23 protein-coding genes are annotated in these 25105 nt (G+C 60.5%); 6 read left to right on the forward strand and 17 right to left on the reverse strand.

All coding sequences use genetic code 11. The features are described 5' to 3' along the window. Positions 1-12: 12 nt before the first annotated feature. The 3 genes from BMW66_RS00725 to BMW66_RS00735 all read right to left on the reverse strand — a co-directional run bounded on the left by BMW66_RS00725 (position 13) and on the right by BMW66_RS00735 (position 2685). Positions 13-858, reverse strand: a complete 846-nt coding sequence (locus tag BMW66_RS00725; RefSeq protein WP_093114715.1) for a C40 family peptidase — start codon at positions 856-858, stop codon at positions 13-15. Beyond that, a complete protein-coding gene (locus tag BMW66_RS00730; protein WP_093114716.1) occupies positions 858-2234 on the reverse strand; it encodes a leucyl aminopeptidase family protein in 1377 nt (458 codons plus the stop codon). Before BMW66_RS00730 ends, BMW66_RS00725 begins: the two co-directional genes overlap by 1 nt. Before the next feature lie 70 nt (positions 2235-2304). Continuing rightward, positions 2305-2685, reverse strand: a complete 381-nt coding sequence (locus BMW66_RS00735) for a hypothetical protein (protein WP_093114717.1) — start codon at positions 2683-2685, stop codon at positions 2305-2307. A 149-nt stretch (positions 2686-2834) separates the two neighbouring features. Here BMW66_RS00735 and BMW66_RS00740 point away from each other — a divergent pair, with 149 nt between their 5' ends. Continuing rightward, positions 2835-3485, forward strand: a complete 651-nt coding sequence (locus BMW66_RS00740; RefSeq protein WP_093114718.1) for a carbonic anhydrase — start codon at positions 2835-2837, stop codon at positions 3483-3485. A gap of 368 nt (positions 3486-3853) precedes the next feature. Here the strand turns inward: BMW66_RS00740 and BMW66_RS00745 are convergent, their stop codons facing one another. After that, on the reverse strand, positions 3854-4876 hold the full coding sequence (locus BMW66_RS00745; RefSeq protein ID WP_093114719.1) for an aspartate-semialdehyde dehydrogenase: 1023 nt from the start codon (positions 4874-4876) through the stop codon (positions 3854-3856). 60 nt (positions 4877-4936) lie between these two features. Beyond that, positions 4937-5977 (reverse strand): glycosyltransferase family 4 protein, encoded by a 1041-nt coding sequence (locus tag BMW66_RS00750; protein WP_093114720.1) that lies wholly within the window; start codon positions 5975-5977, stop codon positions 4937-4939. Positions 5978-6213: 236 nt separating this feature from the next. On the opposite strand from BMW66_RS00750, the gene BMW66_RS00755 reads away from it, so the two are divergent. Further along, a complete protein-coding gene (locus BMW66_RS00755; protein ID WP_093114721.1) occupies positions 6214-7374 on the forward strand; it encodes a DUF3095 domain-containing protein in 1161 nt (386 codons plus the stop codon). Here the strand turns inward: BMW66_RS00755 and BMW66_RS00760 are convergent. The 6 genes from BMW66_RS00760 to BMW66_RS00785 form a co-directional block, all read right to left on the reverse strand. Continuing rightward, positions 7359-8420 carry a branched-chain amino acid ABC transporter permease gene (locus BMW66_RS00760; protein ID WP_093114722.1) on the reverse strand — a complete coding sequence of 354 codons (1062 nt, stop codon included), beginning with the start codon at positions 8418-8420 and terminating at the stop codon, positions 7359-7361. The genes BMW66_RS00755 and BMW66_RS00760 overlap by 16 nt on opposite strands. After that, positions 8421-9452, reverse strand: coding sequence for a branched-chain amino acid ABC transporter permease (locus BMW66_RS00765; protein WP_093114723.1), 1032 nt, complete (start codon positions 9450-9452; stop codon positions 8421-8423). Positions 9453-9513: 61 nt separating this feature from the next. Further along, positions 9514-10236 carry an ABC transporter ATP-binding protein gene (locus BMW66_RS00770; RefSeq protein WP_093114724.1) on the reverse strand — a complete coding sequence of 241 codons (723 nt, stop codon included), beginning with the start codon at positions 10234-10236 and terminating at the stop codon, positions 9514-9516. Continuing rightward, positions 10229-10993 (reverse strand): ABC transporter ATP-binding protein, encoded by a 765-nt coding sequence (locus tag BMW66_RS00775; protein ID WP_093114725.1) that lies wholly within the window; start codon positions 10991-10993, stop codon positions 10229-10231. Before BMW66_RS00775 ends, BMW66_RS00770 begins: the two co-directional genes overlap by 8 nt. Before the next feature lie 68 nt (positions 10994-11061). Next, entirely contained in the window at positions 11062-12237 is a 1176-nt protein-coding gene (locus BMW66_RS00780; protein ID WP_093114726.1) for a substrate-binding domain-containing protein, read from the reverse strand. A 118-nt stretch (positions 12238-12355) separates the two neighbouring features. Continuing rightward, on the reverse strand, positions 12356-13765 hold the full coding sequence (locus tag BMW66_RS00785) for a pyridoxal phosphate-dependent decarboxylase family protein (RefSeq protein WP_093114727.1): 1410 nt from the start codon (positions 13763-13765) through the stop codon (positions 12356-12358). Positions 13766-13871: 106 nt separating this feature from the next. On the opposite strand from BMW66_RS00785, the gene hpaR reads away from it, so the two are divergent. After that, positions 13872-14312: a homoprotocatechuate degradation operon regulator HpaR gene (gene hpaR, locus BMW66_RS00790; RefSeq protein ID WP_093114728.1), complete on the forward strand. Its 441-nt coding sequence runs from the start codon at positions 13872-13874 to the stop codon at positions 14310-14312. A gap of 4 nt (positions 14313-14316) precedes the next feature. Here the strand turns inward: hpaR and BMW66_RS00795 are convergent, their stop codons facing one another. The 6 genes from BMW66_RS00795 to BMW66_RS00820 all read right to left on the reverse strand — a co-directional run bounded on the left by BMW66_RS00795 (position 14317) and on the right by BMW66_RS00820 (position 22461). After that, a complete protein-coding gene (locus BMW66_RS00795; protein WP_093114729.1) occupies positions 14317-15123 on the reverse strand; it encodes a PaaX family transcriptional regulator C-terminal domain-containing protein in 807 nt (268 codons plus the stop codon). A gap of 135 nt (positions 15124-15258) precedes the next feature. Next, positions 15259-17289, reverse strand: coding sequence for a phenylacetic acid degradation bifunctional protein PaaZ (gene paaZ, locus BMW66_RS00800; protein WP_093114730.1), 2031 nt, complete (start codon positions 17287-17289; stop codon positions 15259-15261). Positions 17290-17407: 118 nt separating this feature from the next. Continuing rightward, on the reverse strand, positions 17408-18760 hold the full coding sequence (locus BMW66_RS00805; protein ID WP_093114731.1) for a TRAP transporter large permease: 1353 nt from the start codon (positions 18758-18760) through the stop codon (positions 17408-17410). Continuing rightward, positions 18757-19260 (reverse strand): TRAP transporter small permease, encoded by a 504-nt coding sequence (locus tag BMW66_RS00810; RefSeq protein ID WP_093114732.1) that lies wholly within the window; start codon positions 19258-19260, stop codon positions 18757-18759. The genes BMW66_RS00805 and BMW66_RS00810 overlap by 4 nt, the downstream gene beginning before the upstream one ends. Positions 19261-19325: 65 nt before the next feature. Continuing rightward, a complete protein-coding gene (locus tag BMW66_RS00815) occupies positions 19326-20348 on the reverse strand; it encodes a TRAP transporter substrate-binding protein (RefSeq protein WP_093114733.1) in 1023 nt (340 codons plus the stop codon). A 79-nt stretch (positions 20349-20427) separates the two neighbouring features. Next, positions 20428-22461, reverse strand: a complete 2034-nt coding sequence (locus tag BMW66_RS00820; protein WP_093114734.1) for an FAD-dependent oxidoreductase — start codon at positions 22459-22461, stop codon at positions 20428-20430. Positions 22462-22566: 105 nt separating this feature from the next. Between BMW66_RS00820 and paaG the strand changes: the two genes are divergently transcribed. Genes paaG through paaK form a run of 3 tightly spaced genes read left to right on the forward strand, consistent with a single transcriptional unit; the run spans position 22567 to position 25105 of the window. Next, a complete protein-coding gene (paaG, locus tag BMW66_RS00825; protein ID WP_093114735.1) occupies positions 22567-23358 on the forward strand; it encodes a 2-(1,2-epoxy-1,2-dihydrophenyl)acetyl-CoA isomerase PaaG in 792 nt (263 codons plus the stop codon). Further along, entirely contained in the window at positions 23355-23780 is a 426-nt protein-coding gene (gene paaI, locus BMW66_RS00830) for a hydroxyphenylacetyl-CoA thioesterase PaaI (protein WP_093114736.1), read from the forward strand. Before paaG ends, paaI begins: the two co-directional genes overlap by 4 nt. Before the next feature lie 14 nt (positions 23781-23794). Then, positions 23795-25105, forward strand: coding sequence for a phenylacetate--CoA ligase PaaK (gene paaK / locus BMW66_RS00835; RefSeq protein WP_093114737.1), 1311 nt, complete (start codon positions 23795-23797; stop codon positions 25103-25105).

Genomic DNA, 25105 nt, shown 5'->3' on the forward strand with positions numbered 1-25105 from the left:
AGCGCGCGGCGCTCATCCCTCTGTCTGCGCCCCGCCCTCCGGACGCAGACGGCTGGTGACCGGTCCGTCGCCCTGGCTCGCAATTCGCGCGATGGCTTCCCCGACCCCTTCATGCGCGACCGCCATATGATGGGCGTTGGCGTGGATGAGCCGATCCTCCCCCGTCACGATGGCCACATGTCCCTTCCAGAACAGAAGATCGTTGCGCCGCAGATCCGTGCCCGCGTCCAGCGCCGCGCCCGGCATCGTCGCCTGCATGTCGCTATCACCGGGACAGGGCAGCCCGCAGGCCAGCCATGCCGCCTGCACCAGCCCCGAACAATCAAGGCCAAGACGGCTGTTCCCGCCCCAGAGGTAGGGTGTGCCAAGAAACTGTTCGGCAATCGCCGCAGGCTCCGGCGCCCGCTGGCTGGTGGACCTGAGATGCCACATCGGCACATATCCCTGAGAGGTGGCGGCAAAGGCGCCCTCGATCGCCGACACCCGCACCAAAGAGCCAAGCGACAAGGACATCAGATCTCGCGCCTTGATATCCGGCGAATCATAGAGATGAGTGGCGGTCGCGCTGACCCAATGGGTCGGAATCTCCGGCTCCGCCAGAGCCGAATGCTGCACATAGCCGACATATCCGTCACGCCGCGCCTGCACAAAGGCCCAGCCCGCGCGGCTTTCGTAGACATCGACCGTGTCACCGAACAGAAGCTGGCGGGCCCTGCGTCCCTCGGGTGCGTCGAGAAGATCCAGAACCGGCCATGTCACCTGTTCATGCGTGCCCTCCACGAACGTGACATCCTCCACTCGCCCGCGCAGCGCCTCGGCGGCCACGCGGTCGTTCATCGGGGTCAGTCTCGGATCCATCACGCCCCCAGCAATTTCGGCAGTGCCTCAAGCAAGGCCCGCGCGCCCATGCCCACGCCCCCCTTTGGCCGGGCCGGGGCCGGCTCTGGCTGCCAGCCGAAGATGTCAAAGTGAATGTATCGCGCCCCCGCCGTGAAGCGCCGCAGGAAAAGCGCCGCCGTGATCGACCCAGCAAAACCCCCGCTGGGCGCATTGTCGAGATCGGCGATCCCCGGCTCCAGCATCTTTTCATAGGGCTCCCAGAACGGCATCCGCCAGACCGGATCCGATACCGCGCTCGCGGCCTCGCCAAGGGCCTGCGCCACGCCATCGTCATCGGTGTAGAACGGCGCGAGGTCCGGCCCCACCGCCACGCGCGCCGCGCCTGTCAGCGTCGCCATGGAAATCACCAGATCGGATGGCTCCTCCGTCGCGAGCGAAAGCGCATCGGCCAGCACCAGCCGCCCCTCCGCATCGGTATTGTTGATCTCCACCGTCAGACCCTTGCGCGAGGTGAGGATGTCACCGGGACGAAAGGCGTTGCCCGCGACCGAGTTTTCGACCGCCGGGATCAGAACACGCAACCGGACCCGCAGGCCAAGCCCCATGATCATACGCGCCAGTCCCAGCACCGTCGCCGCGCCGCCCATATCCTTTTTCATCAGCCCCATGGACGAGCCGGGCTTGAGATTGAGACCGCCGGTATCGAAACACACGCCCTTGCCCACAAGCGTCAGCGTCGGCCCCGCATCGCCCCAGCGCAAGTCGATGAGACGCGGCGCCTCGGTCGCGGCGCGGCCCACCGCGTGAATCATCGGGAAATTCCGCTCCAGCAGATCGTCGCCCGTGGTCACAGTGATCTGCGCGCCGAACGCCTCTGCCAGATCCCGGCAGGCGTCCTCAAGAGCATCCGGCCCGAGGTCCGAGGCAGGCGTGTTGATCAGATCACGGGTCAGCGCCTCCGCCGCGGCTATGGTCTCCACCTTGCGGGCATCGACACCCTCGGGGCAGACGAGTTGCGCCGCCGCCCCGGTCTGCGTGCGGTATCGGTCAAAGGCATAGGCCGCCAGAAGCCAGCCCAGGCATTCGGTCTCCGGATCCCCGGCCGGCAGCCCCCCCTCGATCCGGTAGCTACCCGCAGGCAGGGCCCGTGCCGCCGCCGCGAGCGCGAACCGTCCCCGTGCCCTCGATCCCGTATCGCCGAACCCCGCCAGCGCCATGCGCGGGCGTCCGTCGGCATCGGGCACGACAAGAACGCGTCCGATCTCGGCGGTAAAGCCGGCGCTCTCGATCCAGGTGCGGACGGCCGGCTCCTGCCCCTTGCACCAATCCTCCAGATCGGATTTGTCGATCACATGAAGCGGAATGGCGTCGATCTCTGACGTCGCGAATTTCACGGGTCTGTCCTTTCGGCGTAGGGGTTTGTGGCCCTCACCCTAGCCTCTGCGCCCTGCGCTTCAACCCGGATCAGACGGTCATGTCCTGCAATTCCCATATTTCGGAAATCGATCGCTCCCCGATCCGCATGAGCCGCGTCACCGTCGCCGCCAGCGCAACGCCATCCGCCCCGTCGAGACAGCGTGTCACGTCGCGCGCCACCTGTGCCACGGTCAGCATCCCCACCTGCTCGGCGATTGCCGCCATGGACCGCGCACATTTGGGCATCTCGGTCAATGCGCCCTCTCGGTAAAGCCGTTCCGCATGGGTCAATCGCAGAGCCAGCTCTTCCATCGCGCGCATCACCACATCCTCGGCCCCGGACGAGCCAAGCCGCCGATGCAATTCGGCCAGTTGCTCGCAATCCACGGCCACGGTCTCATTCACATATAGAACATCCACCTTCTCCACGCTCTCACCCTCATATTTCCCTCGCCCCCACGGCCCGGACACCCTGTGCTCAGCAGAGTTCCCAAAAGATTGAAGCGCGCCGAATTTATCACTCGAAAGCTCTGCAATTTGTGTCTATCTACTGGCAACACGGCGATACGGGAGATGACATGGAACACGCGAAGCCTCTGCCATCCTATCTTGTTCAACGATTTCACGGCTGGCAAAAGACCACCTATACCGACAATCAAAGCTGGTATCGCCGCCTTGCCGACGAAGGGCAACATCCCCGCGCGATGGTCATTTCATGCTGCGACAGCCGCGTGCATGTCACCTCGATTTTCGGCGCCGATCAGGGTGAATTCTTCATCCATCGCAATATCGCCAACCTCGTCCCCCCCTATGAGCCGGGCGGGGACTACCACGGCACCAGCGCTGCGGTTGAATTCGCTGTCGGCGCGCTCAAGGTCGCGCATCTCATCATCATGGGACATTCGAATTGCGGCGGGGTCAAAGGGTGCATCGACATGTGCTCGGGCAACGCGCCGGAACTTTCCGACGGGACAAGCTTTGTCGGCAAGTGGATGGAACTGCTGCGCCCCGGATACGACCGGGTCAAGGACACGGCCGACCCCGCCACACTTCAGCGCACCCTGGAAAAGGAGGCCGTGGTCACCTCTCTGACCAACCTGATGACCTTCCCCTTCGTGCGCGACGCGGTCGAAAGCGGTCGCCTTTCGCTGCACGGTCTGTGGCACGAAATCGGCGACGGCGCTCTCGAATGTTACAATCCCGACCGCGGCACCTTTGAAACCGTCTAGGCGGTCATGCGTCCGCCGGCTCCGGCATCGTCATTTCGCTGAACAGATTTTCCGGATCGCTCTGGCGCACGCTCAGAGCCCGAAGCCGTCCGCGCCGCGCTTTGAGGAGGAGTGATGTCGCAACGGAGTGCGATGTCTTGTCTTCGGGTGAGTTATGTTGTTTCCACATGGCAGCCTCTGCATTTGTCCGTTTCGGGGACGCGATGATTCAACCATCCGACCCAATTGTGGCAGGAATCGATCAACTTCGGCACAACATCGGGGCACCCTTCGCCCACTGCGGCGGATTCCCGATAAATGACAACCACAAACACAACGGGCGGCGCCGTTGGCGCCGCCCGAAAGATGCAGGAAACCCCTGCTGGCACTCAGCCTTTCTTGAGAACCTCGCGGCCCAGAAGCTCCGCGATTTGCACCGCGTTGAGCGCCGCGCCCTTGCGCAGGTTGTCGCTCACACACCAGATATTGAGGCCGTTCTCGATCGTCGTGTCCTGACGGATACGGCTGATGAAGGTGGCAAAATCGCCCACACATTCCACTGGCGTGACGTAGCCGCCGTCCTCGCGCTTGTCGATCACCATGAGGCCGGGGCTTTCGCGCAGGATGTCGCGCGCCTCTTCCTCATCCAGGAAATCCTCGAACTCGATATTGATCGCCTCGGAATGGCCCACGAACACCGGCACCCGCACACAGGTCGCCGTAAGCTTGATCGCCGGATCAATGATCTTCTTGGTTTCCGCGACCATCTTCCATTCTTCCTTGGTCGATCCGTCCTCAAGGAAAACATCGATATGCGGGATCACATTGAACGCGATCTGCTTGGGATAGACCTTCGGCGGGCGCTCGTCCGTGGGGTTGTAGATGGCTTTCGTCTGATCCCAAAGCTCGTCGATCCCCTCCTTGCCCGATCCGGACACCGACTGATAGGTGCTCACCACCACGCGCTTGATCGTTGCTCGGTCATGCAGGGGCTTGAGCGCGACAACCATCTGCGCGGTGGAGCAGTTGGGGTTGGCGATGATATTCTTCTTCGAATACCCATGCACCGCCTCCGGATTCACCTCCGGCACGATCAGCGGCACATCCGGGTCGTAGCGGTAGAGCGAGGAATTGTCGATCACAACGCAGCCGGCCTTGGCGGCCTTGGGCGCATAGATCTTCGTCGCGTCCGAGCCCACAGCGAAAAGCGCCATGTCCCATCCGGTAAAATCGAACGTATCGAGATCCTGAGTCTTGAGGGTTCTGTCCCCAAAGCTGACCTCGGTTCCGAGCGACCGGCGGCTTGCCAGAGCGGCAATTTCATCCACCGGGAACTGGCGTTCGGCCAGAATGTTCAGCATTTCGTGGCCCACATTGCCCGTGGCGCCTACGATGACGACGCGATAACCCATCTGTTTCTCCAAGTTGCCCAGTTGTGCAGCGCCGACCACATATAGGGAACCGGGCCAAAGTTAAAGGGGCAGCGTCCGCCCCTCGCCCGCCAGAAGCGCCCGGTAGAGCGCGCAGAGCGCCTCCGCCTCGCGCTCAAGTCCGAATTCCGCCACCACCCGCGCCCGTCCGGCGCCCCCCATTTCGCCCACGTCGCGCGCCAGCGTCGCGCGGATCGCCTCGGTGAGCGCACCGGCATCGTCCTTTGGCACGATCGCCCCGCAATCTTCCGTAACAAAATCGGCAAAGGCGCCCACATCGGTGGCCACGACCGGCACCCCGCAGCTCAGCGCCTCAAGCGGTGTCAGCCCGAACCCCTCCAGCAGCGATGGCGCGACGTAAAGCGACAGCGCGCGATAGGCATCCGGCATCCGCTCCACCGGAATCTCCGGGTGAAACCGGATGCGATGCTCCAGCCCCGCCGCCGTGATCCTCTCGCGCAGCCGCGCGGCATAGGGTTCATCCTCCGGCTTCACCCGGCCCATGATCACCGCCGACCATTCCGGACGGTCCGGCAACACCCGGCACATGGCCTCCACGAAGTGATGCGTGCCCTTCATCTCGCGCACCCGTCCAAAACAACCGATGAGCCGCTCTCCCTCCGCTGCCGTGAATAGCGTGCCAGATCCGGGCGCGAACCTGTCGGTGTCCACCCCGTGCGGGATGATGACCGGATCGCCCGGCATCACCTCGGCGTTGGCCGGCGTGGTGGCGACGATGGCATCCATCCGCTGTGTCATCCACCGCGTCAGCCCGCCCCGCCGGCGCGGCGAGGACGAGGTGAAGACAAGCTTCAGCTGCATCACCCCCAGAGCGCGCAACACGAACCCGACAAGCATCTCGTTATTGCGCCGCGCGTGCCAGACCCGACGCCGCCGCGCAAGGAACGGCACCCGCCAGAATGGCACCCTCGGCACGTCCTCTGGCAATCCAACACCAGTGGCCACCACCCCCATGATCCGCGCCTGCCGCGGGACAAGCGCGGCCACCGTTGCCGTGACCCCAGAAAGGCGGCGGCTGAAGTTGGGGGCAATCACCTCAATGTCTTTTCCGGGGATCCTCATGACGTCTCAGCCCTGTCGTGTCGCGGCAGGGATAGAGCGTTTGATCGGATCGCAAAAGCGAAACTTCGTGAAAATTCCTCCAACCCTCTGATCTGTAAACAATACCGACGTAATACCGACGTTTTACCGACGTGATACCGAAAGGCCGTTTTTCGCCTTCGGACGCAAAAAAGGTGCATCGCATGTGAACGGCGCGGCACTATATCATGATGGTGATTTGAAAGCTCAGGTGACCCATGCGTGACACAGCGGAGTTCTATGACACGATCCCGAAAGCCAGCGATTTCGACGCGCTCGCCGGGGATGGCAGCTATCGGCCCATGCCCGATGATTGGGTTTTGGGCGTGGCTGATATTGTTGGCTCCACCCAACATATTGTGGAAGGACGCTACAAGATCGTCAACATGATCGGTGCCGCCGTGATCGCTTCACAGGTGAACGCCGCAGATGGCAGGGCGCTGCCCTATATGTTCGGCGGCGACGGGGCGGGCTTCGCTGTCTGGCCCGATCAGGCCGACACCGCCCGGCGCGAGCTTGCTGCCGTGCAGGCATGGGCCAAACGTGAATTCGACATCGACCTGCGCGCCGCCATGATCCCCGTCTCGCACATCCGGAACGCCGGTCACGATCTCCGCGTCGCCCGCTACAAACCCTCTCAGAACATTGATTATGCTATGTTTTCCGGCGGCGGCCTGAGTTGGGCAGAGGCCGAACTGAAGGCGGGAACCATAGCTCTGGACCCTGCCCTGCAAGACGCCGTGCCCAATCTCGACGGCCTGTCCTGTCGCTGGAATCACATCCGCGCGCGCCACGGCACGATCCTGTCGCTTGTTACCGAACCCGCGCCCGGCGCCTTGCCCGAGGATGTCGCCACGGCCATTCACAAGATCGTCGCCATCGCCGACTCCCTTGATCGCGGCGGTCACCCCATGCCTCCGGACGGCCCCGGCGTCAGCTGGCCCCCTCCCGGCCTCGGGATAGAAGCGCACGCCGCGCATGGCACGACCCCTCTCTGGCGCACGCGCCTGTCGCTTCTGATACACAGTCTGATGGCTTGGTTTTTTCTTCGAAGCGGAGTGAAGGCAGGCGATTTCGATCCGGCCCATTATCGGAACATGGTAGTGCAGAACGCCGATTTTCGCAAATTCGACGACGGTCTGAAGATGACGCTGGACTGCGATCCCGACACCCAAAAGAGGATCGAGCAAGTCCTTCAGGACGCTGAAAAGAAGGGGATTTTGCGATATGGCCTCTTCACGCAAGACGAGGCCATGATGACATGCTTCGTGCCGTCGATGGCCGACGACAGCCATGTGCATTTCGTGGATGGTGCCGCCGGCGGATACGCTCAGGCCACGCTGAAGATCAAGGGAGGCGAAAGCTACCTTCGACGCTGACGCAACCGTCCGACAATCCCCGTGGGAAAGAAATAGACGCTGAGAATGAACAGAACCCCGAGCCAAAGCAGCCAGCGATCCGCGCTGATCAACTCGGGCAGAACTGGCAGCCCTGTCAGTGCGTCCGACGCGACACTCATGAGCGCCTGAAGGTAGTTTTGTGCCAGAACGAAGATCGTCGCGCCGATTACCGCACCATACATCGTTCCCATTCCGCCGATCACCACCATCAGCAGAACGTCGATCATGATTTCAAGCGAAAGCGTGGTATCCGGCCCGACGTAGCGCAGCCAGATCGCATAAAGAGATCCCGCCAAGGCCGCCGCCGCCGCTGAAATGCAGGTCACCGCCACCCGATAGTATACCACGCGATAGCCGATGGCCTCTGCCCGGAAATCATTCTCCCGGATCGCCTGAAGAACACGCCCGAACGGGGAATGCACTATGCGCAGGAGAAGAAGAAAGATTAGAAGGGTTGAACCGAATATAAGGTAATAATTCAACAGCTTACCATTTAAGCGTGCCCCGAGAATCTGCCCGTCTGCGAATTTGAAAGCCGGCGTCAATTCACGCGGAATACGGTAGTTGAGACCATCCTCGCCTCCGGTGATCGCCGAAAGCTGGCTGACCAGAACCGCCACCGCACTCGCCACCGCAAGGGTTATCATGGCAAAGAAGATCGCCCGCACCCTCAAGCTGAACAACCCGATCACAAAGGCCAGCGTCGCCGCCACGAGCGCGCCCGCAACTGAACCAACAAGAAGCGCGTCGAACCCCCGCCCCAGATGCGTGCAAGCCAGCGCCACACCGTAGGCGCCAATGCCGAAGAACATGGTATGGGCAAAACTCACAATCCCGCCATAGCCCAGCATCAAGTCATAAGACGCAACAAGCACGATGAAGATACAGATACGCGCGGCCGTGTCGACTGATCGCACACCGGGAAATAGAAACGGGGCCAGTGCAAGACAGACCAGAATGCCAATCAGCAAGACGGCCAGAACAGGACTACGCGGCGTGTCGCCGGAAAGGAGTTTTGTCAGCATCTATTTCGCCTTCACGACCGGAATCATGCCCATCGGGCGCCACATCAGAATGGCCACCATCAGACCGATATTCGAGATCAACGCGACCTTGGGTTCAAGAAACGCGACATAGTTTTGCAACAGCCCCACAAGCAAGGCACCGATAAAACACCCTTCGACGCTGCCCAGTCCGCCAATAATCACCACGATGAAGATCAGGATCATGACCTCATTTCCCATGTGAGCGGTGATCACCTCCTGATATAGGCCCCAGAGCACGCCGCCCAGACCAGCCAACGCCGATCCAGCCATGAACACACCGACAAAAACAAGCCGCAGGCGATAGCCGAGCGCCTCGACCATTTCGCCATTCTCAACCCCCGCACGCACGATAAGGCCGATCTTGGTATGACGCAGAATCCAGCGCATGAGCAGAAAGATCACCAGACCAATACCCACCGCCACGAGCCTGTATTTCTCCAGCGCGGCTCCGGCGAAGGTAATAGCGCCCTTCAAGGCTTCGGGTCTTGTAATGTAGATCTCCTCTGGCCCCCAGAGGACGATAATGAGTTGCTCGACAACAATAAGTCCGCCCATCGTCACGAGTATCTGCTTGAGATGCGCGCCATAGACGGGCTTTACGATCACCCGCTCAAAGGCCCAGCCCATGATCCCGGTGGCAAGCATTGCGCCGATGATGGCAACCAGCAGCGCAGTAAGATTGAGCAACAGGGAAGGCGCCCCCGTCATATGCTGCAAGAGCAGAAGGAAGCTCACGCCGACAAAGGCTCCGACGGACACAAAGGCACCATGGCCGAAATTGATGACGTCCATAAGTCCGAAAACAAGCGTCAGGCCCGACGCCATGATGAAGATCATCATGCCCATCGCCAACCCCGAGACCGTCAGGGTGAGCCAGCTTGACATCGACGGGATGGCAAGAAATCCGAAGACAACCAGCAGAACCAGAATGAGGATCGGCCCGTAGGGGGCCAGCCGATCTGACAAGCTTGACCGCGCCATCGTCGGTAGGTGATCGGGGGAGCTTGTCATGCCCATCCCTCCTGCGTTTGCGTGCAATGTTCGGTCGTCGGGCTGTTTTTGGATCGGCACATCATGATGCCTCCAGGCTGAGGCCCATCAGGCGCTCTTGCAGGTCTTTGTCGGTGGCCAGTTCCCGCATTGCGCCGGCCCAGATGATGCGGCCGTCATCCATTACGGCGGCACCATCACCGAGTGCCCGTGCGACGGCGAAATTCTGCTCCACAAGAAGGATCGATGCGCCCTGTGCCTTCAATTCGCGCAGCGCGCGCGCCATCGTCGAGATGATGGCCGGGGCAAGCCCCTTCGTGGGTTCATCAATAAGATACAGTTTGCGTTCCTCTATCATCGCGCGGGCAATGCAAAGCATTTGCTTCTGCCCTCCGGACAAAGTGCCTGCGTATCCTTTCCAGAAGGTCTTGAGCGGGGGGAATACCGAAAACAACCAATCGAGCCGCGCGCTGTCGACCGGCCCTGACACGGCGGCCAGCGTCATGTTCTCTTCGACAGTGAGGTCCGAGAAGATGCCCATGTCCTCTGGGACGAAGCCGATCCCCATCCTGGCAATGGCAGGGGTCGGGCGGCGGGTGATATCCTCCCCATCAAAGAGGATCGTTCCCTCGTGGGCGCGCCAAAGGCCGATCACCGAGCGCAACGTCGTGGTCTTGCCCACCCCGTTGCGCCCCAGAAGCATCGTCACCTGCCCGCGCGGAACATCGAGATCAACGCCCTGAAGTATATGATATTGCGCGATATTCGTTTTCACACCGGAGAGCGTGAGAATCGGGTCAGCCATCTTCGAGCTCCCTGCCCATGTACGCATCCCGAACCACGTCAGAGGCCATCACCTCCGCTGGTTCTCCGTCGGCTGCCAGCGCGCCATTGTGCAGCACGATGATCCGGTCTGCGAGTGTGCGGATCACATCCATCTTGTGCTCGACAAGCAGGATCGTGCGATCTTTGCGGGCCTTGAGTTCCGCGATGAGATCAAGAACCACCGGCGCCTCATCGACCGACATGCCCGCGGTTGGTTCATCGAACATGTAGACCAGCGGATCGAGAGCGATCAGTAGCGCGACCTCAAGCTTGCGCTGATTGCCGTGGCTGAGTTCACTCACCGGCTGGTGCGCATGTCCGGTCAGGCGGACACGCTCCACGATCTCTTCCGCCGGCATTGTAAGGTCGTCATGATCCGAAGCCATCGAAAGCATGTTGAAACCGCGCCCTGCCTTCGACTGAATCACGAGCCGCACGTTCTCCAGAACGTTGAGATTGGGAAAGAGATTGGTGAGCTGAAAGGCCCGTCCAATGCCGAGATGGGTGCGCTGCGCCACCGGCATCCGCGTAATATTCCGGCCATTCAGGACCACACTTCCCGCCGACGCGGCAATCTGACCCGAGATGAGGTTGAAATAGGTCGTCTTGCCAGCCCCATTCGGCCCGACGATAGCGGTCAGTTCCCCGGTGCGGAAGGTGCAGGAAATTCTATCTACCGCAACATGTCCGCCGAAACGAACAGACAGATCCCGGGTTTCAAGGATCGGGTGTGACATGGGAGAGTCCGATTTGGCATACGAATGGCCCGGCCAGCGTACCAGCCGAGCCATTCTCTGGATATTGGTTACTTGTTGCGGATCGGGATCGGAAGATCGTCGATGGTCAGTTCACGCACCAGATCCGGGATCGCCCATTCAACATCCGGGTCTACCCTGATCTTGAAGTGATACATGCTTTGCATCGCCTGATGATCCTCGGCGCGGAATTTCATGGTGCCTTTGGGCGTTTCCCACTCCATACCTTCCATCGCGGCAATCAGATCCTCGGTGTCGGTACCACCGGCCTTCTTGATGGCCTCCACGATCGCGATTCCGGCGGACATCCCCCCGGCAGTGAAGAAATCGGGTGGAGAGCCAAAGCGTTCCTGGTGGGTTTCAACCAGCCAATCGTTCACATCATTGTTCGGGTTCTCGTAGTAGTAGTAAGTTGCCCCTTCCATTCCGGGGAAATCCTTGTAAGACGCCATCGCCGCGAGGATATTGCCGCCCGTTGCAAGCTCCACGCCAAAGCGCGACGGCTCCATCGCCTGAATCTTGCCCATGGGATTACCGCCACCAGCCCAGATCACGAAGAGTTTCTTCTCTCCTTCAACATCCTTCATGGCATTGAAGATCCGCTCTGCCGCGGCGGTAAAGTCGGTGGTATCGGTCGGCACATATTCCTCGTGCACGATATTCGTTCCGGTTCCCTCAAGCGCCTCCTTGAACGCGGCAACCCCATCCCGGCCGAACGCATAGTCCTGCGCGAGTGTGGCAATATTCACGTCTTCGCCGGCAAGAGCGATGGCATTTGCCACGGCGTCTTGCGATGAATTGCGCGCGGTACGGAAGATGTATCGGTTCCAGTTCGATCCGGTAATTGAATCCGCCACCGCAGGCTCAACGATCAGAAGTTTCTCATACTCTTGCGCCACCGGAAGCATCGCCAGCGCCACACCCGAGCTTACAGGACCGATCGCCAGATCCACCTCGTCGTCGCCGTAGGCTTCCGCCAGCAACACCTTGCCGTTCTCGGGCTTGAGCTGAGTGTCCTTCTCGATAACGACGATCTTCTCGCCGTCGATCTCCATCGTGCCGTCCGTGGCATATTCCAGTCCCAGCATCAGCCCGTCATGCGACTGCTTCGCATAGGCCTCGAGCGGTCCGGTCTTGCCATAGATGTGGGCGATCTTGATATCGGCGCTGGCGACACCCGCCATTGCCATGACCGAGACCGCAGTGGTCATCAGAAGTCGTTTCATTTCTTGTCCTCCCTGAATGATGTTCGGGCTGCGAGTGCAGCGAAAATCATTGTCTGAAGTGTAGGAGCGGAGTCGAAATTCAGTCAACTTGGGGGAAATACGTAGGACGGAAAGGGTATCACAGAGTCGCCGCGATCTCCGTAATCACCTCATGGGCCATAAGAACGTCCTCCCGCGTCACCTCGGCCTGACCGACCTGGAACCGGATCACCAACGCATCATCAACCCGGGTTTGGGTCAGATAGATTCGCCCGTCGTCGTTGATCGCATTGACCAGACGAAGATTGAGCGCATCAGGATCAGTCGTTCCCTCCGGCATGTAGCGGAAGGTGAAGAGCGACAACACCGGCGCGGTCACGCCTTCAAATCCGGGTGTTGCGACCAGCATGTCATAAAGCTCCCGCGACCACTCGACATGGTTGCGGATCATCTGTCGCAACCCTTCAAGCCCGTATGTGCGCAAAACGAACCATAGCTTCAGCGCGCGGAAGCGACGACCGAGTGGAATTGACCATTCGGAATAGTTCACGATCCCGTCGTGCCCGTGAGTCTTCAGGTATTCGGGGCGTATCGCGAGGGTCCGCACCAGATCGTCAGGGGACTTCACGAAATGGGCTGAACAGTCGAACTGCACCCCGAGCCACTTGTGCGGATTGAATACGATGGAATCCGCTTTTTCGACTCCATCCCAAAGCGAGCGGAACTCCGGACAGATCATCGCCGCACCCGCCCACGCAGCATCCACATGCACATACAGATCATGCGCGGCAGCCACATCGCAAACCGCACCGACCGGATCTGTGCCCCCGGTACCAGTTCCGCCGACACTCACGACAATTCCGGCAGGCCGCAGCCCCGCTGCCGAATCTTCACGAATCGCGGCATCCAGCGCATCGGGATCCATACCGCGTAAAGGCCCCCTTGTCGGAATTCGGCACAGGTTTGCCTGTCCGATCCCCGCGATCCAGATTGCCCGGTCCACAGAGGTATGAACCTCTTCTGAGCAGTAGATACGCAACTTCGGCTGCCCGGCCAGACCGTCGCTGTTCCCCGTCCAGTTCAAGGCCCGCTCCCGCATGGTCAGCACCGCCGCCAGCGTCGCAGAGGACGCGCTGTCCTGAATCACGCCCTCGAACCCACTATCAAGTCCCAGCGATTGACGAAGCCAGTCGACCATGCGGGTTTCCATCTCGGTCGCCGCAGGCGATGTCTGCCAGAGCATGCACTGCGCCGCGATAGTCGACGACAGAAATTCGGCCAGTATCGAAGGCGGCGTGGCATTAGAGGGGAAATAGGCAAAGAAACCCGGATGCTGCCAATGTGTTATCCCCGGCATCACGATCCGCTCGAAATCATCGAAGATGGCTTCCATCGGCACGCCTGTTTCCGGTGGATGCTCGGGTAGGGCCTTCAATGTGTCGCCGGGGGCGGCCTGCGATCGCACGGGACGGCTTCGAATGTCCCTGTGATATCTTGCAGCCCACTCCGATATTCGCGCGCCCCATTTGGTGAATTCCGACCAATTCATCCCATACCTCCCTCGCGGATACAGTTTAACATGTTAAGTTAATCTGGCAGACAGTTCAATTGTTATTTGATTGCTCTTTTCCGCGGGGCAGTGCAAATAATTGCGCATGAATGCTGGTCCGAAAACTCCATCCACAGCCCGCTCGCTGCCAATCGCCCTGCTTAGGGCGCGGGAGCGCGTCATGGGCCCTATTCGCGTCATGCTATCCGACGCCGGGGTTACGGAGCAGCAATGGCGCGTGCTGCGCGTTCTGGACGAAAACGGCCCGATGGACCCGACCTCGATCGCGGATCAGGCCGTTCTTCTCCTACCAAGCCTGACCCGTATCCTGCAAAAGCTCGAATCCAAGGGTCTCGTGACCCGCATCCAGAGCGAAACAGATCGCCGGAGGCAGGTGGTTTCGGTGACACCGGAGGGTAGTGCGCTGATCTCCGCTAACCTGGAGGCAAGCATACAGATTTTCGATCAGTTGCGCATGCAAATGGGAGAAGATCGATACGATGCGCTTCTCGATCTGCTCTCGGAACTGAACGATCTCGACATCTGACCGCTCAGGCGGCTGCGATTTCGGCCGGGGTCGGCCGGGGAAGGCGCAACAAAAGCGCGTTAACTTTCGACCGACACTGAAAACCATGCCAGTCTTCGGGAAAGAACACGGGCGGTAAGTCGGGATGAGACAGCAGAACGCGGCGCCAGTTATGCACAATCAGAGTGCGCAACGTGGCGATCTGCAAGGATGAAGGCGACGGAACCGGTCCGAGCAGCACATCCACACGATCCAGCGCAGTCTCCAGCGCTTTATAGGCGTCATTGATCTCTTCCGGCCCGATTTGGGCACGAAGCCAGTCAGGCACCTGCACCCGCCCCCCTTCAAGAACAAATGCGTTATTCTCCGGTCCGGCCCCGCCTCGACCCAACAGCACGCCGGGCGCGATGGACACATAGCCGCGCGCATGATGGGTTTTTTCACTGGCGGATCGTTCCCCGGTTGTCATCGGCTCCAACACCAGAAGGTGCCACGAGTCGATCTTGGGCGGCTCTTGAGCATAGATCCGAGGGCTGGCCGCCTCACTCTGACGGCGGCCATATTCGGTCAGATGATACTCGCTCGACCGCCCCTTTCTCTCACTGGCGATCCAGCCGTCATTGCGCAACCGATGCAACGCGACACGCAGCGCCTCTGGGCGGATACCAATCGGTTCAATGATCCGCGTCATGAGCGGCCCGCTGATCGTGTCACCGGGCGCACGCGCGAGATCCCCAAAAAGCGTAACCACGAGGGACCAGACACGCAGATCCCCCGGCGCATTCAGCGCCGCAATGCATTCCTGAAACCAAGTATTTGATGTAGCTTGCATAATTTCATTATAGGCTCACCAATAGCCTAATGCCATACCGTCCAATTTGGACGGCGGACGATATCGGGGGCCATCACCCAGATCATGGCCGCGTCCTCGCCGCGGCCATGATATCGTGCAAGCGCTTCGCGTTGGTCAGTAGGCGTTCATGGTCAGCAGTTCGTATTCCGCGACCTGTTCCTCCTCCTGATTGGTCACGGTTACATGCCAGCGCACTTCGCCATACTCTTCGTTTCGCGGCGTTTTCTTCTTCACGGTCAGGCGCACCTTGATACTGTCGCCCGCTGAGACCGGCTTCATGAAACGCAGACCATCAAGCCCGGTATTGGCCAGGACAGGGCCTTCATTCGGCTCCACGAAAAGACCTGCGGCAAAGGACAGCAAGAGGTAGCCGTGTGCCACACGACCCGGGAAGAACGGATTCCGCTCCGCTGCCTCCTGATCCATGTGTGCATAGAATGTGTCGCCGGTGAAGCTCGCGAAATGCTCGATATCCTCAAGCGTTACCGTTCGGGGCTCGGTGCGAAGCGTTTCACCGATCCGCAACTCTCCGAAGCGGCGGGTGAAAGGATGCGCCGGGGCTTCGATTTCCGTTGCGCCCGGAACCCACTGGTTGCCGATCGCGGTCAGGATGTCCGGGCTGCCCTGTATCGCGGTGCGTTGCATGTAGTGCTTCACGCCACGCACACCACCCAACTCCTCACCACCACCGGCCCGGCCGGGGCCGCCATGCACCATGTGCGGCAGAGGGGAGCCGTGACCCGTGCTTTCCTTTATGGAATCGCGGTTGTTGAAATAGAGCCGTCCGTGAAAGGCCCCGGCCCCAAGCGCGACTTGCCTTGCGACCTGCGGATCGTGGGTGATCACGGAGGCGACAAGGCTGCCTTGCCCCCTGTTTGCAAGCTCCACGGCGTGGTCGAGATCGCGGTAGCCCATCACGGTAGACACCGGACCGAAGGCTTCGGTATCATGCACACGCTGCGCCGCGTCAGGATCCGCGCAGTGAAACAGCATCGGAGGAAGGAAGGCCCCCTTTCCGCCGTCGGCCCCATCCACCTCGAAGTTGTCCGGATCGCCAAAGACCCGCTCGGCCTCCTGCCCGAGAATCGCGGCCTTTTCCAGAACGTCGCGTTTCTGCCCCTCTGACACGAGGGCGCCCATGCGCGTCGTCTCCCTGCGCGGGTCACCGATCACTGTCTTGGACAGACGGGCCGAAAGTGCCTCGATCACGGCCTGAACCTGATTCTCCGGGGCGATGATACGCCGGATTGCGGTGCACTTCTGCCCTGCCTTGGCGGTCATCTCACGCTGCACTTCCTTCACGAAAAGATCGAATTCGGGCGTTCCCGGCTCTGCGTCGGGCCCCAGAATGGAGGCGTTGAGACTATCCTGTTCGGCCACGAATCGCACCGAATTCTCAAGAATATGAGGTGCGGACCGCAGTTTGAACGCGGTATCGGCCGACCCCGTGAAGCTTACCACATCCTGACAATTGAGCCGGTCCAGCATGTCGCCAAGGCCACCCGAAACCAGTTGCAGCGCGCCGTCGGGCAGAATGCCGGACTCCAGCATGATCCTCACCGCGAGTTCTGTCACATAGCTGGTGTTCGTCGCTGGCTTCACAATGGCCGGCACCCCGGCAAGAAGGGTCGGGGCCAGCTTCTCCAGCATCCCCCAGACAGGAAAATTGAAGGCGTTGATATGCACCGCGACCCCCTGAAGCGGGGTGCAGATATGCTGGCCCAGGAATGAGCCGTTCCGGCTAAGCTGTTCGACATCGCCATCCAGATAGACGTGCCCGTCCGGCATCTCTCGTCGCCCCTTCGACGCAAAGACGAAAAGCGTCCCGATACCGCCGTCGATGTCGATGAGGTGATCAGCCTGCGTCGCGCCAGTCTCGAAGGACAGATCGTAGAGGGCCTGCTTGTGCTGCCCCAGATGCGCGGCCAGGGCCTTGATCATCCTTGCGCGGTCATGAAACGTCAGTTTGCGAAGCGCCGACCCCCCCACAGTCCGGGCATGGTCAAGCATTCCCTGCACATCGAGCGCGCTGTTTCCGGCGGTGGCGATAACCTCACCCGTGATCGCCGACGCAATGTTGCGCGCGCCCTCACCCGGGGCCACCCATTCGCCTGCGGCGAAACTGGAAATTTCCTGAATGCTCATGGTTTCATCCTTCGGTTCTGATGCCCGTCGTGCAAGACTCTCCGGTTCGCCCGGACAGGCGTTCGGTGGGCCAATGTAATTCTGGAAAGCGTTCGAACCGCTTTCCGGTGATGTGAACTCAGTGTCCGAGAGCGCCCATCTGGTCCGGGAGCACCAGTACAAGCCATGGAATTGTCACGATCAGGGCGAGCCTGATAATATCGACCACCCAGAATGGGGTGACACCTCGGAAGATCGTTCCGGTGGAAACGTCGCCCACGACCCCCTTGAGGATAAACACGTTGAGCCCCACGGGTGGTGTTATCAACGAGATTTCGGTAACCACCACAACAACGATACCGAACCAGATCGGATCATATCCAAGCTGCGTGATCAGCGGAAAGAAGATCGGAACCGTCAGAAGAAGCATCGACAGGCTTTCGAAAACACACCCCAGGACAATGTAGATCCCGAGGATCATGAGAATCACGACAAAGTTGGGCACATCATAGGCTGTAACCAACCCGATCAGCGCCTCTGGCAAGCCGGCGAGATTGACGAAGTTGGAAAAGATCTGCGCCCCGATCAGAACCGCGAAAAGCGCAGACGCCGTGAATGCTGTCTCCTTCAGAACCTCGAATGTGCTCGCAAGCGTGAGCCCCCCGCGGCTGAGGGCAATCAGGAAGGCCCCCATGGCGCCCATCCCGGCGGCTTCCGTCGGGGAGAATGTCAGGTTCAACGGATGGACATCCAGCACACCGTAGAGCCCGCCGATCACGAGGAAAAACAGAAGCAGAACCGCCCAGACCGAGCGCAGTGCCACCAACCGCTCCATCCAGCTCGATCGCTCTCCGGCAGGCCCGGAATCGGGATTGCGGAACACGGTCCAGCGCACGGCGAACAGATAAAACAGAATACCCATCGCACCGGGAATGATTCCCGCCATGAAAAGCTTGCCGATCGAGGTCTCTGTCAGCAGTCCATAAATCACGAGTATGACCGACGGCGGGATCAGGATGCCAAGTGTCCCCCCCGCCGCGATCGACGCAGTCGACAATTCGTCTGAATAGCCATAGCGGCGCATCTGCGGCATGGCGACTTTCGACATGGTGGCCGCAGTGGCAAGAGACGACCCGCAGATCGCGGAAAATCCGCCGCAGGCCGCAACCGTGGCCATGGCAATTCCACCGCGGAAATGCCCGAGAAAGGCGTTCGACACAGCATAAAGCTCTCGCGCCATACCACCCTTGTTCACGAAAAGACCCATCAGGATGAAAAGCGGTACGACTGAGAGGCCGTAATCCTGTGCGGTATCGGTGATCTGGCGACCCACCATGGACAGCGAGGCATTCAGGCCTCGCGTGTCGAAAATGGAACCGCCCCGCTCATAGGCATACCCCAGCGTGCCGACCAGCCCCATCGCGAAAACGATAGGCATGCGCAAAAGAACGAGGATCAGGACAAGGGCAAATCCGATCAGGGCAACAGTCATTGGGTGCGCTCCAGAAATCGCGGGGCAAAGAGGTGCAAGAGGCCGATCACCAGCATTACGATAGCAGTGAGCGCAGTGAACGCTGCGATGAACCAGCCGACATAGAACTGCGGGAATGCAAGGTATTCGGTCACGTCACCATAGCTGCGCCAGCGTTCCGCAAGCACCCAGACGCGCTGCACCGGCCAGAACATCATGACACCGCAGACGATATAAACCAGACCATCGCGGACATTATTGAGCCTCAGCCGATAGAATATGCCATCAGTGAGGTCCACGGAGATATGATCTCCACGGGCCGTCATCACAGGCATCACTCCGAAGACAATGATCACCATGAAGATTCTCGTGAGTTCGGTCGCCTGCTCGATCGGAGCATTCAGCGCCGAACGCAAAAGGACATCGGCGAAGGTCATGATCATGAGGGTGAACAACGCCACGGACGCCAGCACCACAGGTAGAAGACTGGCGCGCCGTGCCAGGAGAATGACGGGTTTCATGAGAAAGCCCCTTCAAACGGCTGGGGTAGCGGGCCAGCGCATGATGCGCCGGCCCGGGTTGCTGATCAGTAGGACGACATTTCCGACATCACCATCTCGTAGGCCGCCTCGGCGTCGACGCCGGTTGCCTCGATCTCGTTGAGAACGGTCTCGATCACATCGGCCGCGATCCCGGCGAATTTCTCCTGGTCCGCTTCGGAGGCGATGGTAATCGTGTTGCCCTCGGTCTCTTTCGTGACCTCGAGGCTTTCCAGATCGCCGGCATCCCAGATCTTGCCGATCTCACGGCTCAACGGCTCTCCGAAAACCTCTTCGTCGAGCACGGTGCGAAGATCCTCGGGCAAGCCCGCAAATGCATCTTCGTTCATGATAAAGGCAAAGGAGCCACGATAGAACCCGCCCGGCATCTCATAAAGATGCGGCGCGACCTCGGTCAGCTTGAAGCCCTTGCGCGAATCGACGGGCATCACCACACCGTCCGCAGCCTTGGAGGCGAGGGTTTCATAGACCTTGGGTGCGGGCACCTGAATGCCTGTCGCGCCCAGAGCCGACCCCACATCACCACCAACGCCGCCGGGGATGCGAAGTTTCAGGCCCGCGATGTCGTCAAGGTTTTCCATCGGATCGGCCGTATGAAGCTGGGCCGGGCCGTGGGTGTGCAGCGCGACAACCTTTACCCCGCGATGCTCGTTGGCATTGGAAAGATGCGCGTCAAAGGCACGCCAGTAGGCGACCGAAGCAGCCTCAGCATTGCCGGGAAAGCCCGGAAGCTCGATCAGTTTCGTGGTCACGAAGCGACCGGCCTGATAGCCGTGAAAGATGATCGAAACATCGGCGGCACCATCCATGATGAGGTCCATCTGTGCCGGCGGCGGGGCCAGACCGAGCTTCAGTTCGGCCGTCACCTGACCGTCAGTGGCCTCTTCGATCATTTCGACGAACTTTGGCCACATCTTTGCGTTGATGTTGTGGGTCGGCGGGGCCCAGGACGAAATGACCAGGGTATGATCCGCAGCGTTCGCAGCGGCCCCGGATACAGCCATCGCCGCACCGGCCAGAAGAGTTGTGAGTTTCGAGAATTTTGCCATGAGGTCCTCCCTATAAGATTGGCAATTGTTGCGCAGCTAACGGTCCAATTTGTAACCATCAACGTATTGCAGTCAGATATCACACTGGCGCTTTTTCCCGCGCCAGTATCCAGGAACCGGGGCTCTCCTCAGCCACAAGGTTCATCACCTTCCGGGACACGTCCCATCCGATCTCTTTCGCGTAATGCATGGGTCCTCCGCGCCAGCGCGGAAAACCGTAACCGTGAATCTGCACCATATCCACATCGGCGGCGCGTTCGGCGATCCCCTCCTCCACGATTCTGGCGCCTTCATTGGCGAGCACTGCAAGCAGTCTGCCAGTGATTTCATCATCCGTGAAGGTGCGACGGGTAATTCCTTGCTCGGCAGAGCAGGATTCGATGAGCGCCTCGACATCCGGATCACGCTGCGGCTTTCGGTTGCCGGGCTCATAGCGATACCATCCCTTGCCCTCGCGCTGACCAAGGCGACCCATTTCGCAGAGTTGATCGGCAATGGTCACATAGCGTTCATTCCTGTCGCGCGAGGCGGCGTTGCGCTTGCGATTAGCCCAAGCGATCTGAAGCCCGGTGAGATCCTGAACCTCATAGGGGCCCATCGACATTCCGAACCCGCGCATCGCCGCATCGACCTGCGACGGCGTAGCCCCATCCGCGAGCAGATAGTCCGCCTCGCGCCGGTAGGCGGTGAGCATCCGGTTTCCAATGAAGCCGTCACAAATCCCCGATAGCACACCCACCTTGCGCAGGCGCTTGCCTAGAGCGAAGCCGGTTGCAAGCACCTCGGGGGAGGTCCGCGGCATCTTCACGATTTCAAGCAGCTTCATGATATGCGCCGGAGAGAAGAAATGCAGACCAATGCATCGTTCCGGATTGGCGATCCCGTCAAAGATGTCCTGCGGATCAATATAGGAGGTGTTCGTGGCCAGAATCGCATTGGAGTCCATGACCTCCGCAAGCCGGGCAAACACATCCCTCTTGACGTCGAGGTCTTCGAAAACCGCCTCTATGGCGAGATCGGCATCCGACGCAACCGCATAGTCATCGACGGCCCGGAACGCCTCCAGGGCCGAGTCCATTCCCTGATTGCTCATCTTGTCACGTTGAACTGCGGCACGAAGCAAGTCCGCAACCCGATCATGTGCGTTTTGCGCTGCCGCCGAGTCTCGCTCGATCAGCGTGACAGACAGCCCCGCTGCAAGCGCCGCAGCGGAAATTCCAGCCCCCATGAGGCCACCGCCGACCACAGCAATGCTCGACAATTCGCGCGGAACGGCCCCCTTGATCGCCTCTGGCTTTGCGACCGCACGCTCCGCAAAGAACACATGGCGCAATGCGCGGCTTTCAGGGGCGGCTTTCAGTTCGACAAATCGAGCGCGCTCCTTGGGTTGGCCGGTCTCGAACGGTTCAAGCGCCCAGGTCAGGGCCTTGAGATTCTCCAATGGCGACTTCTGCCCCTTTGCATTCTTGAGAAGCGTGGCCTTGCTCTCTTCAAGCAGTTCCGGCTCGAACGCCGGAACGCTACGGCGGGACACCGATCCGGGCCGGGCAGGAAGCGCCGTGATGAACTCACGCACCGCCGCCTCCGGGTCCTTGGCCACCCGGTCGATCCCACCAAGTTTCAGCATCTCATCGGCCTTCACGACACGGCCCTTGCAGGCGATGTCGATCGCCGCCTCCATTCCAATGAGACGCGGCAACCGCTGGGTACCGCCCGCGCCGGGAATCAGCCCGACATTCACCTCAGGCAGGCCAAAACCGGTGCCGGGTGCGGCGATCCGCCAGGCGCACCCCATCGCGACCTCGAATCCACCGCCAAGCACATTTCCGTGCATGAGCGCGATGAAGGGCACCGGGCTGTCCTCGATCATCCGGATCACATCGGGCAGATGTGGCTCTACAGGCGGCGCGTCAAACTCGGACATGTCGCCGCCAGCAATGAAGGTCTTGCCCCGGCAACGCAGGATTGCGACCCGCGCCCCCTGCACCTCGGCCACTGAATCAACCAACCCCTGACGCACGGACTGCGATGTGGCGTTCACCGGCGGGTTGTCGATCGTGACCCACGCCACGTCTCCATCCATCTCCACCTTGACCGTCAGAGCGTTCAGCATTCGCGATCGTTCCTCAACTTGAGAATCATGGGTTTCCGTTATTTATTGACCAACCGTTCGGTTTATGCAAGATCATAAGAGATATTTATGCAAAGCAGGGCGGTCATGAGCGATACGATTCTTTCGGAGAGGCACGGCGATTGGGTGCAGATTACGCTTAATCGCCCGGATCGGCTGAACTCCTTCAACGAAGAGATGCATCTTGCCCTCCGCGCGGCCCTCGAAGAGGCACACGATTCGGGCGCTCGTGCCATTGTTCTGACGGGCGCTGGCCGCGGGTTCTGCGCGGGTCAGGATCTGGGCGACCGCGACCCTTCGAAGATGGACGCCCCCCCCGATCTCAGCGTCACGATCAACACCTACTACAGCCCGCTGGTCAAACTGATTCGTAGCCTTGAGTTTCCTGTCATCTGCGCCGTCAACGGTGTCGCCGCCGGTGCCGGGGCCAATATCGCGCTGGCCTGCGACATCGTGCTGGCCGCGGACAGCGCGAAGTTCATCCAGAGCTTTGCCAAGGTCGGGCTGGTGCCCGATGCCGGTGGCACATGGTCTCTCACCCGCCTGCTGGGTGAGGCCCGTGCAAAGGCCCTTGCCCTGACCGCGGAACCGCTACCCGCCACCACCGCGGCAGAGTGGGGGCTGATCTGGAAAGCCCTGCCCGACGCCGAGTTGATGGAGAGCGCACACGCCCTCGCCGAACAATTCGCCAAGGGCCCGACCATTGGACTTGGCCTGACGAAGGCGGCCATTCACGCCGCTGGCACCAATAGCCTTGACGAGCAGTTGGCCCTTGAGGCGGAGTTTCAGAAAGCATGCGGCGAAAGCCCGGATTACGCAGAGGGCGTCAGCGCCTTCCTTGAAAAGCGCGTCCCGAACTACACCGGAAAGAAGGCATGACACCCAAGGAACGCGCCGAAAAATCCGCCACGGCCATGTGGTCGGGCGATGCCGCCTCAAAGTGGGCGGGCATGGAGATTACCCATATCGACGAAGGCACGGCAACGCTTGAGATGACGGTGCAGGATCATCACTGCAACGGGCACGCGATCTGCCACGGCGGTGTGACATTCATGCTCGCCGACAGTGCCTTTGCCTTTGCCTGCAACAGCCGCAACCAGTCCACCGTCGCACAGCACAACATGATAAGCTTCATCTCGGCGGGTCAGCGTGGCGATCGGCTCACGGCGACCGCGACGGAGCTGAGCCTGACGGGGCGCAGCGGGATTTATGACGTCAAGGTGACCAATCAGGATGGCAGGGTGATCGCAGAATTCCGCGGCTTTTCCCGCGCGATCAGCGGTCAGCTTTTCGAAGAATAGGCGAGGAGGACGCGATGAAAGACCTGACCCCGAACAAATCCGATCTGGAGCCAATCGAAATTGCCTCCGTCGACGAGATTCGCGCCCTCCAGCTGAAGCGGCTGAAATGGTCGCTTCGGCATGCCTATGACAACGTCCCGATGTATCGGAAACGTTTTGACGACGCCGGCGTTCATCCCGACGATCTCAAGGAACTGAAGGATCTCGGGAAGTTTCCATTCACCTACAAGAACGACCTGCGCGACAATTATCCCTTCGGTCTTTTTGCCGTACCGCACGATCAGATCATTCGCCTGCACGCCTCGTCTGGCACCACCGGCAAGCCGACCGTGGTGGGCTACACCAAAAATGACATCGACGTCTGGGCCGATATGGTCGCCCGCTCTCTGCGCGCCTCGGGGCTGCGGCGGGGCGACATGATTCACAACGCCTATGGGTATGGCCTTTTCACTGGCGGGCTTGGCGCGCACTACGGGATTGAACGGCTCGGGGCCTGCGTGGTGCCGATGAGCGGGGGACAGACCGAGAAACAGGTGAACCTGATCAGCGACTTCAAGCCTGACGGGATCATGGTGACCCCCTCCTACATGCTCAACATTCTTGAGCAGTTCCACAAGCAGGGCCTCGACCCGCGCAAGTCTTCCCTGTCGGTGGGCGTGTTCGGCGCGGAACCATGGACCAACGCCATGCGCCTGGAGGTCGAGGCCGCCTTCGACATGCACGCGGTCGATATCTACGGCCTGTCGGAAATCATGGGGCCGGGCGTCGCCAACGAATGCGTGGAGACCAAGGACGGCCTGCATGTCTGGGAAGATCACTTTTTCCCCGAGATCATCAACCCCGAAACCGGCGAGGTGGTGGAAGATGGCGAAATGGGCGAGTTGGTCTTCACCACGCTGACCAAGGAAGGGCTGCCGATGGTCCGCTACCGCACGCGGGATCTGACCCGGCTTTTGCCCGGTTCGGCCCGATCCATGCGCAGGATGGAGAAGATTACCGGCCGCTCCGATGACATGATCATCCTGCGCGGAGTCAATGTGTTCCCGACACAGGTCGAGGAACAGGTGCTTGCCACCGGCGGCCTGTCCAACCACTTCCAGATCGAACTCTACAAATCCGGGCGGATGGATGCGATGCGCATCTATGTCGAGGCCATGCCCGATGCCGCTGACAACGCGTCCAAGACAGCGGCGGCGCGGATGCTCGTCAAGCATATCAAGGATATGGTGGGCGTCTCGACAGAGGTGATCGTGGGCGATCCGGGCGAAGTGGAACGTTCGCAGGGCAAGGCCAAACGCGTCGTCGACAATCGCGGCGGGGAGTGA

This window comes from Salinihabitans flavidus (assembly GCF_900110425.1).
Classification (GTDB): Bacteria; Pseudomonadota; Alphaproteobacteria; order Rhodobacterales; family Rhodobacteraceae; genus Salinihabitans; species Salinihabitans flavidus.